This window comes from Peristeroidobacter agariperforans (assembly GCF_004138335.1).
GTDB classification, from domain to species: Bacteria; Pseudomonadota; Gammaproteobacteria; order Steroidobacterales; family Steroidobacteraceae; genus Steroidobacter; species Steroidobacter agariperforans.
Window position 1 is genome coordinate 933,015 of sequence record NZ_RYFW01000002.1, and the last position, 14,448, is coordinate 947,462.

Annotated in this window: 2 protein-coding genes; both read left to right on the forward strand. The window is 61.6% G+C overall.

What is annotated here, in order from left to right; translation table 11 throughout:
- The first annotated feature begins 62 nt into the window (after positions 1 to 62).
- Positions 63 to 11,780, forward strand: coding sequence for an SDR family NAD(P)-dependent oxidoreductase (locus EK373_RS17890; RefSeq protein ID WP_129645085.1), 11,718 nt, complete (start codon positions 63 to 65; stop codon positions 11,778 to 11,780).
- 60 nt (positions 11,781 to 11,840) lie between these two features.
- Positions 11,841 to 14,423: an efflux RND transporter permease subunit gene (locus EK373_RS17895; protein WP_129645086.1), complete on the forward strand. Its 2,583-nt coding sequence runs from the start codon at positions 11,841 to 11,843 to the stop codon at positions 14,421 to 14,423.
- Positions 14,424 to 14,448 lie beyond the last annotated feature (25 nt).

Here is a 14,448-nt window from a genome sequence, read left to right on the forward strand (position 1 = left end):
CTCCTCCTGACGCGCCGGGGATCGGCGGCGTCGCGCCCGATATCGCACGAAGAGTCAGCCCAATGATCGATTTCATCGAATACGTGGTCGGCGAGTTGAAGAGCAAGCGCCTGTCGAAGGGGCATGCTTTGTCGCTGATCAATCAGTTCTCCGGCCGCGCCAGCGCGGCCGGCACAGCGGCGCTTCATCCGCTGCTGCACAGGAACACCTCCGATCTTGCCCAGCAGAGCTATGCGAGCAGTTTCAGCGGCTCGGAATTCTTCCTGCGCGATCACCGGGTGCACGGAAACAAGGTGCTGCCCGCGGTGGCTTACCTGGAAATGATTCGGGCGGCGATCGCGGATGCCGTCCCTGATCGAGCGGAGCAGACGCTCGAGCTGCGCAATGTCATCTGGGCCCAGCCCGTTGTCGTGCACGACAGGAAGGACGTGTCTCTGGCGTTGTCTGTCGATGCGGGCGGCAGCCAGGAACAAGTCGATTTTGAAATCTATAGCGACGCGGAGTCGGATGAAGTCATTCATTGCCAGGGCCAGGCGCTGCTGATCGATGGCGCGCGGCCGCCTCGATGTGACATCGAAGCGCTTCGAGCGCAAATGACTCGGGGCCACGTGGAGGCGACGAGCATCTATTCCGCAATTGCCGGAATCGGCATCGACCTCGGCCCCGCGCAGCAAGGCATTCGGGCGATCCATCAGGGTGAGCGGCAGCAGCTCGTGGAGATTTGCCTGCCCGAAACGGTGCAGGGCGCCCGCGACGAATATGTGCTGCACCCGAGCCTCATGGACAGCGTGCTCCAGGCCGCTTCGGGACTGTTCGTCGATCTGACTCGGGCAGCCGGACAACCGCCGGTGCCGTTCGCACTGGAATCGTTGCGAGTGTTCTCCGGTTGTCAGCCGGAGATGTTCGCATGGGCTCGCTTTGCGCCGGGAAGCAGGCCTGGCGACAGCGTGGCCAAGCTGGACATCGATCTGTGCGACAGCGAAGGGAATGTCTGCGTCAGCATGCGTGGCTTCTCGTCCCGGATGTTGAGCGCGGACGTCGAAACGGCTTGCGTGCTCGCCGTGCCGGAGTGGCAAGCAGCGAGTGCGGCGGTGGTCGACTACCGGCCCGTTCAGACGCACGTCATTCTCTGCGACATTCCGGGCGTGGCGGCGACGCAGTTGGAAGCCGAACTCGGCAAGGCGGAGGACCGGTTTTCTTGTCGCGAGTGGAAGAGCGCTCGGCAATCGATGGCCAGTCGCTACACCGAAGCAGCGCTTGCGTGTTTCGATACGTTGCGCTCGCTGTTGCAAGGTTTGAAAGAGCGTGCGCATGTGCAGGTCGTTATCGCACACTCGGATCTCATCTTTGCCGGCCTGTCCGGCTTGCTGAAGACAGCGACGCAAGAGAATCCGAACCTGCTCGGGCAGCTCGTCGTGACGACACCTGCGGTTTCTGCAGTCGAACTTGCGAGGCAGTTGCGGGAGGCGCGCTCGTTGCCGCACCAGGCGGCCATTAAGTTCGCAGATGGCAAGCCCGAGGTGTTGCGTTGGCGCGCTGTTGAGCCCTCGAATGCGCAAGAGCCCTCGGTCACTTTCAAGGATCGAGGCGTCTATGTCATCACCGGAGGGCTCGGTGGCCTGGGGTTGATATTCGCGCGCGAGATCCTGGCGCAGACGACGGACGCCAAGGTCATCCTGACGGGACGATCTGCAGCCAGCGACGCGACCCAGGAAACATTGCGTCAGCTATCCAATCGGGCGTTCTATCGCCAGCTGGACCTCAGCGATCTGCAGCAAGTCAAAGGCCTGTTCGGCTCGATCCTGCAGGAGTTCGGCCGCGTCGATGGAATCATTCACAGTGCGGGAATGATCGCTGACGCATTCATTCTGAAGAAAACACCGGATGCCTTCGCGCGCGTGCTGGAGCCGAAGGTGACGGGCACTGTCAATCTGGACGCCGCCACTCAGGACATCAGCCTGGACTTCCTGGTGCTGTTCTCGGGCGGAGCTGCGGTTCACGGCAATCCAGGGCAGGCGGATTACGCCGCGGCCAACGGCTTCATGGATCAGTTCGCCGCTCATCGAAATCGGCTGGTCGCCGCGCAGGCGCGGCATGGCCGGACCCTCTCGATCAACTGGCCGCTGTGGCAGGACGGGGGAATGACCATCGATCCTGAGCACCTGCAGGCCTTGCAGCGCTCGACGGGCATGCATCCGATGCAGACGCAGACCGGACTGCGGGCTTTTCATGAGTGCCTGAGGTTACAGCGCAGCCAGGTGCTGGTCGTCGAGGGCGACGCGGAGCGCATCCATCGTGCATTCCTCGCCGAGCCGCAGATCTCCGCCGAAGTCGCCGAGCGCAACGCGGCGGCTGCGCCGGTGGATTCGAGCAACCTCATCGACAAGACGCAGAGCTTCCTGCGCAAGCAGTTCTCGGTGGTGCTGAAGCTGCCGGCGCAGAAGATCGACCCCGCCGCGCCGCTGGATCAGTACGGCATCGATTCCATCGTGGCGATGAGCTTGACCAATCAGCTCGAGCTCACGTTCGGCTCATTGCCCAAGACTTTGTTCTTCGAATATCGCAGCGTGCGTGACCTGGCGCGACACCTCATCGAGTGTCATGCAGACAAGTTGGCGAAGCTGTTCGCGGCTGAGAGCACGGACGGTAAAGTCGAGCAGCGTGCAACCAACGTTCAGCCGACCGCGGTTACCTCCGCAGTTGCGCAGCCGAGGAGGCAGAAGTCGAGGAAGGCACGGCGGTTCCGTCACCAAGAGCAACGGGCGAACCAAGCTGCAAGCCTCTCAGTGGCGAACGGACCGATTGCCATCGTGGGTTTGAGCGGACGTTATCCGGAGTCCATCGACGTCGAGGCGTATTGGCGCAACCTGCGCGATGGCAAGGACTGCATCACCGAAGTCCCGGAGCAGCGCTGGAGCTGGCGCGAGCATTACACCGAGGATCGCACCAAGCCCGGTTATCACTACAGCAAGTGGGGTGGATTCATCGCAGGTGTCGACGAGTTCGATCCTTTGTTCTTTGGCATCTCGCCGCGTGAGGCGCGGCTCATGGATCCGCAGGAACGTTTGTTCCTTCAGCATGCGTGGATGGCCGTCGAAGATGCCGGTTATACACGTGCTTCTCTGCAGGTACCGCGCACACACGGGCTGCCCGGCCAGGTCGGTGTCTACGTCGGCGTGATGTATGGCGAATATAACTTGTCGGGCAGTCTCGCCGGCATCGCGAATCGGGTCTCGTCGGTGATGAATTTTCACGGCCCCAGCATGTCGCTGGACACGATGTGCTCATCCTCGCTGACTGCCATTCACCTCGCTTGCCAGGATCTGAAGCAGGGGCGCACGGACGTGGCGATTGCGGGCGGTGTGAACGTCAGCATTCATCCGAGCAAATACCTGATGCTGAGCGCCGGGCAATTCATCTCCAGCGATGGCCATTGCCAGAGTTTCGGCGAGGGTGGCGATGGTTACATTCCCGGCGAGGGTGTGGGCGCGGTGGTGCTCAAGCGCCTGGCCGATGCCGAGCGAGATGGCGATCGCATCTACGGCATCATCCGCGGCAGCGCCCTGAATCATGGCGGCAAGACCAATGGCTACACCGTGCCGAATCCGCAAGCTCAGGCGAGCGTGATTCGCCAGGCATTGACGGACTCCAACACCGATCCTCGCCATGTCTCGTACATCGAGGCGCACGGCACCGGCACGAAGCTTGGCGACCCCATCGAGATTGCGGCGTTGAGTAAGGCGTTTGACGAGCTCGGCCGAGAGAGGGCGCAAAACGAATCGCGCAGCGCCTGCGCGGTCGGATCAGCGAAGTCGAATATCGGCCATTGTGAGTCTGCCGCTGGTATTGCCGGCCTCACGAAAGTCCTGCTGCAAATGCAGTATCGGCAGCTCGTTCCTTCGTTGCATTCGGCTCGCCTGAATCCGCACATTGATTTCGAGCGCACCCCGTTCGTGGTCAATCAAGCGCTGCGAGCGTGGGAACAGCCGGTCTGCGAGGGAACGCCGCTGCCGCGGATCGCGGGCATTTCTTCCTTTGGTGCCGGTGGTTCGAACGCCCACGTCGTGGTCGAGGAGTACGTGCCGTCCGCCCGAACCGAGTCGGTGCGTGGGCCGGTGATCATTCCGCTCTCTGCGAGAACGGCGGATCAGCTGAAGCAGCGTGCCCGCGACTTGCTCGATTTCATTCGTGCACGCGAGCCGGAAGGGTCGATTGATCTGGCTGGCATGGCGTACACGCTGCAGGCAGGCCGAGAGGCGATGGACATCCGCCTCGGCTTCATCGTCGATACAGTCGCGCAACTCGCCGAGAAGTTGGAAGCGTATCTGTCGAGCACGGATATCGTCGGTGCAGACATTGAGGGAATGTGCGAAGCGCGGATCAGGGATCACAAGGAAACGCTGTCCGGCTTCAGTGAGGATCCGGACTTCCAGGACACGATCGACAGGTGGCTGGCGCGCAAGAACCTGCCCAAGTTGCTGGACGTGTGGGCAAAGGGGTTGGACTTGAACTGGTCCAAGCTCTACGACACGCCGCCGCGTCGAGTGAGCTTGCCGACGTATCCATTCGCGAAGGAGAAGTATTGGATCGAGACGGTCGGGCAGGTTGTGAAGAGCGCGCTGCAGTCGGCAGCGACGGCGGCTGCGACCAAGCCGAAGTCGATTCAGTTGGACAGCGCACCGGCCGGCGGCGCCGTGGGGACAGCGAGCAAACCGAAGGCGGTGGCGTTGATCGGATTGCAGGAACTCGATGCGGATCAAGCGACCGCGCGGATCGCGATGCTCGAGCAGGTCCAACAGACGGACCCGCTGGAGCAGGCCGAGCAGGCTCAGCAAATCGCTCAAACCCCGCGGCACGAGCAGACCGCTGTGGTCGAACAGGCCGAGCAGATCGAGGTCATCGAAGAGTTCGAGCTCGTCGAAGCCATCGAGTCGCAGGTCGACTCCGTCGCTGTGGACACGCCGATAGCGCTGCCATCGCTGAGCGACTTGCAGCGGAGACTGAGCGCCACCCTGGCCGAAGCGCTGTACATGGACGTGGCCGATGTCGACAGCGAGAAGTCGTTTGTCGATCTGGGCCTGGACTCCATCGTTGGCGTCGAGTGGGTGAAGGTCATCAACAAACACTATGGCCTGTCGCTCGCCGCCACTCGTGTGTACGACTATCCGAACATCAAGGAGCTGGCGTCTTTTGTCGCAAAGGAATTGGCTCAGCAGGCGGCGGTTGCCAGACCGGTGTCCAGGCCGATCGCGAAACCTGTCGCGGTCGAGAAGCCAGCATCCGTGCCGGCAGCCAGCATTGCCGTGAAGCGAACGACATCGGTCGCAAAGTCTGTTGCGACAGTCAGCCGTGAGCAACTCGTCGATCGGACACCCGAGCCTGTGGTCGATTCTTCGCAGCAGACGGTCATGCCGCCGTCCGGAAAGATCGCCGTTGTCGGCATGTCTGGCAGATATCCGCAGGCGGACAATCTGGGGCAGTACTGGGACAACCTGGCTCGAGGAAGAAATTCCATCGTCGAAATTCCCAACTCGCGCTGGCGCGTGAATGACTATTTCGACGCCGATCCGACCAAGCCAGGCAAGGTGTATTGCAAGTGGCTCGGCCTGCTCGAGGACGTGGACTGCTTCGATCCGCTGTTCTTCCAGATCTCGCCCGCCGAGGCGCAGGCCATGGATCCACAGCATCGGCTGTTCATGCAGGAAGCCTATCGGGCATTCGAAGACGCGGGCTACTCGAACACGGCGCTCAGCAATGTGAAGTGCGGTGTCTATCTCGGGATCATGAGCAACGAGTACTCGTTGCTGCTCGCCAAGGACAGCTCCATCAACGCCGCCGCTACTGGAACGAGCTACGCCATTGGCGCCGCGCGCATCGCCTATCACCTGAATCTGAAGGGACCAGCGATCCCGATCGACACCGCGTGCTCGTCGTCGCTCGTGTCCATCCATCTGGCTTGCCAGGCGTTGATGAATCGCGAGATCGACATGGCGCTGGCCGGCGGCGTCACGCTGTATCTGACGCCTGACTCCTACCTGGCGATGTGCCAGTTGGGCATGTTGTCGAAGGATGGCCAGTGCAAGACATTCGACGACTCCGCCGACGGCTTCGTGCCGGGCGAGGGCGTTGGGGCCGTCGTTCTGAAGCGCCTGGAAGATGCCGAAGCGGATGGCGATTTCATTCACGGCGTCATCCTCGGCTCGGCGATCAATCAGGACGGCAAGACCAACGGCATTACCGCACCCAGCGTCAGCAGCCAGATCGAGCTGGAGCGCGATCTATACGCCAGGTATCGGATCGATCCGGAGACGATCAGCTACGTCGAGACGCACGGCACCGGCACGAAGCTGGGCGATCCCATCGAGCTGGAAGCGCTGGCGACCGTATTCGGCGAAAAGACCGCGAAGCAGAATTTCTGCGCGCTCGGCTCGGTCAAAACAAACATCGGACACACTTCCGGCGCGGCAGGAGTTGCGGGCGTGCAGAAGGTGCTGTTGTCGATGCGGCATCGTTCGCTGGCGCCCAGCCTGAACCTGACGACTGAGAACACGCTGTTCGATTTCAAAAGCTCACCGTTCTATGTCTGCCGAGAGCAGCAGGCGTGGAATGCACCGCCGGGCTCGCTGTTGCGCGCCGGTGTCAGCTCGTTCGGGTTCAGCGGCACCAATGCGCATCTGGTCTTGGAAGAATATGTGCCGTCGGTGAAGAACATTCAGCAGCGGCCAGCTGCCGGAGATGTTGCTGTCGTGCTGTCCGCGAGGACGCCGGCGCAACTGGAGCAGAAGGCGAAGGATCTGTTGGAGTTCCTGCTACGGGCGGAAGAGATCGATCTCGCTGCGGTGGCATATACGCTGCAAGTGGGCAGAGAAACATTCAAGGAGCGCTTGGGTGTGGTGGCGGGCTCGGTCGCGGAGTTGGTGGAGAAGCTCCGTGGCTTCACGTCGGGCGAGAGAAACGTAGAGCAGTTGTACCGCGGCCAAGCAGGCCGCGACAAAGATGCGCTTGCGCTCTTCAGTGCGGACTCTGATTTGCAGGCCACGATTGGCCGATGGTTGGAGCAGGGCAAGTTCAGCAGCCTGCTGGACCTTTGGGTCAAGGGATTGGACGTTGATTGGCGCAAGCGCTACGCCGGGCAGAAGGCTCCGCGTCGCATCGGCTTGCCGACGTATCCATTTGCCAAGGACCGCTATTGGCCGAACGTGACTGAGGCTGCACCGACGCGAGCGAGCACGTCCACGGTCGACACGATGGCGTCAAGCAATGCGGCGCTGGCCGCAGAGAAGCAACGACTGATCTACGCGCCACGCTGGAAAGTCGAAGCGTTGTCGCAGTCCGATCGAACTGCGCGACTGTCCGGCCCCACTTTGTTGCTGGACACCTCGGACGAGTTGTTTCTGGCGCTGAAGGGGCAACTTCCGGCCGACGCGAATCTTACGCTCGTCCGCCTGCAGCCAGGCTCTTCGTATGAAGAGACGGCGGCAAATCGGTTCACGCTCGATCCTGAGCGCAGCGCGCAGTTCTCGGAGCTGGTGGAGAACCTCAGCTCTCGCAACCAGCTCCCGGTGCAGGTGCTGAACAACTTTACCGCAGCGGATGCCGGCGGGTTCCATTCGATCTTCAATCTGTGCAAAGCGATGCTCGCAAACAAACAGCAGTCGCCGGTGAGAGTCGTATCGGTGCACGCGGGAGAGTCGGGCATACCGGCTGCACGGAATGCCGCGCTGGCTGGGTTCTTCAAGACGCTGGCGCTGGAGAATCCCAAATACCGCGGCAAGGTAGTGAACATTCGAACCGCCGCGAGCGATCCGTCGCAGATCGCGCGGCTGGTGCTCGATGAGCTGGAAGAACAGAACTGGTCGGTCACTTCCGTCAGCTATCAGCAAGCTCGCGATGAGTCGCATCGTTACATTCGGAGCGTCGAGGAGCTGGTTCCCCACACTTCGATGCGCGCACTCCCGACCGAGCTGCCGCTGAAGCAGCGGGGTGTCTACATCGTCGCCGGTGGGCTGGGTGGGCTCGGATACGTGTTCAGCGAGTACCTTGCCAAGCGCTTCGGCGCGCGGCTGGTCCTGCTCGGGCGGTCATCGCTCACAGCTGCGCAAGCGAACAAGCTGCGCCGTCTGCAAGCTCATCAGCCGGACATCGCGTATGTGCAGGCTGACGTTGCGAGGTTGGACGACGTTGCTCGCGCGGTGCAGGCGACGAAACTGCGCTTCGGCGCCGTCAATGGCGTCATTCACGCCGCCGGCGTGAACAAAGACGCGTTCATTCTCAAGAAGACACGCGAGGAGATGAATGCGGTGCTGAGCGCGAAGGTGCTCGGCACGGTAAACCTCGACTTGGCGACCCGCGCCGAGCCGCTGGATCTGTTCGTGACCTTCTCGTCGGTCGCAGCGACCTGGGGCAATGCGGGTCAGAGCGACTATGCGTACGGCAACAGCTTCATGGATGCGTTTGCCGAGCACCGAGAAGAGCTGCGAAGCCGCCTCGAACGCTCGGGTCGCACGCTGTCGATCGACTGGCCGTTCTGGATGGAAGGCGGCATGACCTTGTCGCAAGGGGACCTGGAGCGCACTCAGGCCCAAACCGGCCTCAGTCCGCTGCCGACCGAAGAGGGCCTGCAGCTGTGGGAGGATATCTTGCGCACCGATCTCCCGAGAGCTGTGGCGCTTTACGGCGATGCAGCCAGGATCGGTGCCCAGCTCACGAAAGCGAAAACGCGTGAAGAAGCAAATCCGGTCGGGCATGCGGCCAGCTCGGCCGATCTCCTGTCGCAAGCGCGAGAGTACTTGCAGCGACTCATTGGAGCCGAGATCAAGCTGTCCGCCGAGCAGGTCGATCCGCTGGAGCGCTTCGACGCGTTCGGCATCGATTCGGTCGTGGTGGGGCGGTTGAACGCTGCGCTCGCCCGCGATCTGGGCGAGTTGCCGAAAACGTTGTTCTACGAAAGAGAGAACGTCGAGGAGCTGGCCCAGTATCTGGCCAGCGAGGCTGCGGGTGCGCTGTCGAAATTCTCTGGCGCAAGCGTTGCGAGCGGCGCCCCGGCCGTGCTGCCCACGGTTCAGCTGGCGCCGCAGGAAACTCAACCTGCAGCGAGTAGGGACGAACAAATCGCCATCATCGGCGTGCACGGCTACTACCCCGGTTGCAACGATCTCGAGGATTACTGGCGACACCTGCGCGATGGCGCAGATCTGGTTGGCGCCGTGCCGCCCGATCGCTGGGATGCCGAAGCGCTCTACGACAGCGATCCGGCCAAGGCCGCTGCTGGAAAGATCTATTGCAAGTCCGGCGCGTTCCTTGCCGACGTCGATAAGTTCGATGCACCGTTCTTCAACATTCCGCCGGCCGAGGCCAGCGTCATCGACCCGCAGGAACGACTGTTCCTGAGCTCGGTGTGGGCGGCGCTGGAAGATGCTGGTTACACGCGGGACAGCTTGAAGAAGCGCTTCCCGAAAGCGAAGAGTGCGGACGTGGGCGTGTTCGTCGGCGTCACGACCAATTCGTATCAGCTGCTGGCGGCGGACGAGTGGGGCAAGGGCAACGTTGCATCTGCCAGCGCGCTGCCCTGGTCCATTGCGAACCGTGTTTCCTATTTCTTCGACTTCCAGGGGCCGAGCATGCCCATCGACACGGCGTGCTCGTCCTCGCTCGTGGCAATTCACCTCGCGTGCGAAAGCCTGCGCAATCGCGAGTGCCGGGTCGCCATCGCTGGCGGTGTGAATCTGTACCTGCACCCCACCAAGTATCATTCGCTGTGCGACCGACGCATGCTGGCGACCGAAGGCAAGTGCCGGAGCTATGGGGCAGGCGACGACGGCTTCGTTCCTGGCGAAGCGGTCGGCACGCTCGTGCTCAAGCCCCTGAGTGAGGCGCTCAGAGACGGCGATCACGTTTACGCGGTGATCGCGGGCAGCGCTTACGATCACAGCGGCCGCTCCAATGGCTATTCCGCGCCGAACCCGAACGCCCAGGCCAGTGTGATCGGCCGTGCGCTGGAGAAGGCTCGCATCCATCCAGAGTCGATCAGTTACATCGAGGGACATGGGACCGGGACGCAGCTGGGCGACAGCCTGGAAATCGCCGCCGTGGCGCAAGCCTTTCGCAAGCACACGGACCAGCGTCAGTTCTGTCCGGTGGGTTCGGTGAAGGCCAATCTGGGTCACGCCGAGTCGGCCGCGGGCATTGCCGGCGTCACGAAGGTCCTGCTGCAGATGAAGCATCGGCAGCTCGCTCCCAGCCTTCATTCGGACGAGATCAATCCCAATATCGACTTCGAGGCATCGCCCTGTTACTTGCAGCACGGGTTGTCGCCGTGGCTGTCTTCGAACGATCGACCGCGCCGGGCACTCATCAACTCGTTCGGTGCGGGTGGCGTAAACGCCTGCGTGGTGCTCGAGGAGCATCGAGCGCCGATCGCCACAGATGGTGTACGAGCGACGGGCCCGTATCTCGTCGTCCTGTCAGCGAAGACGCCGGACCGCCTGGCGGAGTCTGCGCAGCAACTGCTCGAGCACATCGAGGCGACGGACGACATCGATCTGGCGGCGCTGTCTTTCACCTTGCAGGTGGGCCGGGAGGCGATGACAGAACGACTGGCGCTGATCGTCACGAACGTGACGGAGCTGAAGCAAGCGCTGAGAGGTAACGCATCCGCAACTGTCTACCGAGGCACAGTCGCAGCGGGTCGAGCCAATAGGAAGCCGTCGAAGGTCGCCGGTCGGGATCTCGAATCGTTGGCAAAGGCGTGGTCCGCCGGCGAAGAGATCGATTGGGACCACTTGTACGCTGGCGAGCTGCCGAAGCGCGTCTCCCTGCCGACTTATCCATTCGCGAAGGAGCGCTACTGGGTCTCACAGTCCGCACGACACACGCCGCGGGCGATTGCGACCAACGAGACACGACTGCACCCGCTGGTCTCGCACAACTCGTCGACGTTGAAAGAGGTGAGCTTCAGCTCGCTGCTGTCAGCAACCGAGTTCTATGCGCGCGATCACAAGGTCAACGAGGAAATGATCTTTCCCGGCGCGGGCTACCTGGAGATCGCCCGAGCCGCCGGTTCCATCGCCGCGTCCGCCCGAGTGACCGGCATCAAGGATGTGGTGTGGGTTCAGCCGCTGATGTTCTCCACCGAGTCGCAGCTGGTTCAAACCGCATTCCAGGCGGGCGATGGCGAGGCGCAGTACACCATCACGTCGTTCGGTGAGAACAACGAAAAGGTGGTGCACGCGGAAGGCATCGTCCAGTTCGAGGCTGATGGCGCCGAGCCGTCGATGCTCGAAGCCCATCTGCCCATCGAATCCTTGAAGGTGCAATGTCCGAAGCGCATCGGCGGCGCGAGCTACTACGACCAGGTCGAGAAGTCCGGTCTGAGCTACGGGCCTTCATTCCGCACTGTGCAGGAGCTGTACATCGGCGATTCGTTCGCACTGTCGAGGCTGCGTCTGCCGGACGAGCTCGCGAGCGACCTGGACGAGTACGTGCTCCATCCGAGCATTGTCGACGGCGCTCTGCAAACGGTGTCTGGCCTGATCGGTCGCGTGGAAACATCGGTGCCGTATCTGCCATTCGCGATCGAAGAAGTGCAGATCCTGCGATCCACGGCGCCAGCGTGCTACGTGCACGTCGAGGCCGCCGGAGCGGAGTCGCAAGGCAATGCCGAGGTCCGGAAGTTCAACCTGCAGATCACGAACGAGCAGGGCCTGGTGCTGGTGAAGATCAGCAAGTTCTGCGTTCGTTCCTTCAAGTTCACGCCCGCCGGCGTTCCGCTGGGCGCCTGATCATTCGCTCCGTTCCGCGCCCGCAAGCCATTGCGGGCCCTCAATCAATGTAGGACTGCCATGAAGAGAGTATTGCAAGCGATTGCCGCGCACATCACTCATGTGCCGGAACGGCTGCAGCGTCGCAAGCTGCTGGTCCTGACGTTCTTTGCGCTGGCGACGGCGGTCTTCTGCTATGGACTGACGCAGCTGAAGTTCGACTTCACGCTGGAGCGCTGGTTCGAGCAGGACGACGCGTCGTTCATCGCATACAACGAGTTCCACGAGCAGTTCGGCAGCGAGGACGGCGTCGTCATCGTCTACAAGGCGAAGGACGGCGATGTTTTCTCCGCCCAGTCGCTGCAGGCCGTGCAGGGCATACGCGAAGAGCTGCTGAACTACCACAAACACCTGAAAGAGGGTGAGGAGTCCGCGCTCGACCACATCGTGGATGTGGACTGCCTGATCAATGCTTTCATCCTGACCGTCAAGGACGACATTCTCCTGTCCAGCGGCTTGGTGGGAGATACGGTGCCGACGGATCGTGCGGCGCTGGAAGATATCCGGCGCCGGGCACTGTCACAGCGCGACTTCCCGCTGAAGTTCTTTTCCAAGGACATGCAGCACGCGGCGATCTATATAAAGACGGATTTCGGCGCCATTCCGCTGGACTCGGACGAGAAGCCCGCCTCGGGCATGAGCATCGACATGGCGCAGGAAATCGCCGCCGCCTCCAGCACGCAGAAGAAGGGGCCGCCGCGATTCAAGCCGACCGATACGGCGGATTACCTGGCGTTGAACGCCGCGCTCAAGGTCATCCTCGAGAAGCCCCAGTTTGCCGAACACCTGGAGTACTACAAGGTCGGCAGCACCATCGAATCCGAGCACCAGCTGGAAATGGGCAAGGAAGTCGCGGTGCTGTATCTGGCGGCGCTGGTGATCATGCTGATCTCGCTGCTGCTGGTGTTTCGTTCCTTATCGGCGGCGGTCTGGTCGTTCCTGATCGTCATCCTGAGCACGATCTGGACCCTGGGCATCGCTGGCCTGGCTGGCCTGGCAGCTACGCCGTTCGTCACGCTCACCATTCTGCTGATCCTGACCATGGGCATGGCGGACGTGGTGCACATCATCTCCGGGTACTTGTTCTTCCGTAACGAAGGGCATGATTTCAAGGCCGCGGTGCGAATGGCCTACGAGAAAGCTGGCGTGGCCTGCTTGTTGACCGCGACCACCGCCATGGCGGGTATGTTGTCGCTGTTGTTCACCAATCTGGTGCCGATCAAACATTTCTCCATCATGTCGGCGACGGGCGTGGTCGTGGCATTGTTCCTGACGCTCTATCTGCTGCCGGTGCTGCTGGATCTGTGGGCGCCGGTGCCGAAGGTGAGGAAGGCCAATGCGGGCCGTTTTTCTTCGCTCCTGCAACGGCTCATGCCGAACTTCGCCCTGTCGCTGCAGAAGCGCCTCGATAAGGTGCTGCCGGTGGTAGAGAAGCGCCCACGAACCTTCGTCGCTCTGTTCTCGGTGATCCTTGCGATCTGCATCTACGGTGCGTTCCAGGTGAAGGTCGACTACACCAGCTACGACCAGTATCCGAAGGAATCCAACTTCTATCGCAGCATCAAGCTGCTCGATGAACAGATGGCGGGCTCGGCGCGAGTGTCGTTGTACGTCGATCTGGGCAAGGACAACGGATTCCAGGATTCGGAGGTGCTGCGAGCGGTCGAAGCCATGCAGCGCAAGCTGCAGACCGATTACAAGAAATATGTGGTCACGACATCTTCCATCGTAGACATCGTCAAGGACGCCAATCAGAAGCAGAACGAAGGCCGTGCCGAGATGTACAAGATCCCGGACAGCCAGCTGGAGCTGTCGCAGACGCTGTTCATGTTCAACACCGCGGATCCGGAGGAGCGCGAGAAGGTCGTCAGCGAGAACTACCGTAAAGCCAACATCACCGTCACGCTGCGCACCTTCGGCTCGAACGAATACACCGATGTGTTCGCGGCAATGAAGCAGGACGTGAATGACACGTTGGGCGTCATCAAGAAGACCTATCCCGACGCGACCGTGTCCATCACCGGTCTGTTCTCGATGGGATTGCAGGCCGCCGACTATCTCATGACCAACGAGCTGCAGAGCTTCGGTCTGAGCCTGCTGGTGATCTCGTTGATCCTGCTGATCATCTTCAACTCGTTCAAAGCCGGCTTCATTTCGCTGCTGCCCAACCTGATTCCGTCGTTCCTGGTGCTCGGCATCCTCGGACTGCTGGATTTCCCGATCGATTTCTACACCATGATGCTCGCGCCCATCGTGGTCGGCATTGCGGTCGACGACACCATTCACTTCGTCAGCCAGTACCGGGCCGAAGTGTTGAAGGATGGAGACATCAGGAGGGCGCTGCGCGACACGGTGAAGGAATGCGGTCAGGGCATCGTGTTCACATCGCTCGTGCTCGGCCTCGGCTTCGGCATCATGTCGATCGCCAGCTCTCCGGGCCTGGCGAATCTAGGCAAGCTCGGGTTCCTGTCGATTCTCTCGGGGCTGCTCTGCGAGCTGTTCCTGACCCCCGCACTGATCATGGTGTTCAAGCTGAACTTCGCGTCTCAGCGTGACGAACGGCGCGTCGAGCCGGAACCAGTGCCCGGCAGCGCCCAAGCCTGAATCAATCATCGCAACTGAAGGAGAT

Excerpts from the sequence above, each read along its gene's own strand:
- EK373_RS17890 (WP_129645085.1), top strand. The coding sequence starts at position 63 with ATGATCGATTTCATCGAATACGTGGTCGGCGAGTTGAAGAGCAAGCGC.
- EK373_RS17895 (WP_129645086.1), top strand. The coding sequence starts at position 11,841 with ATGAAGAGAGTATTGCAAGCGATTGCCGCGCACATCACTCATGTGCCG.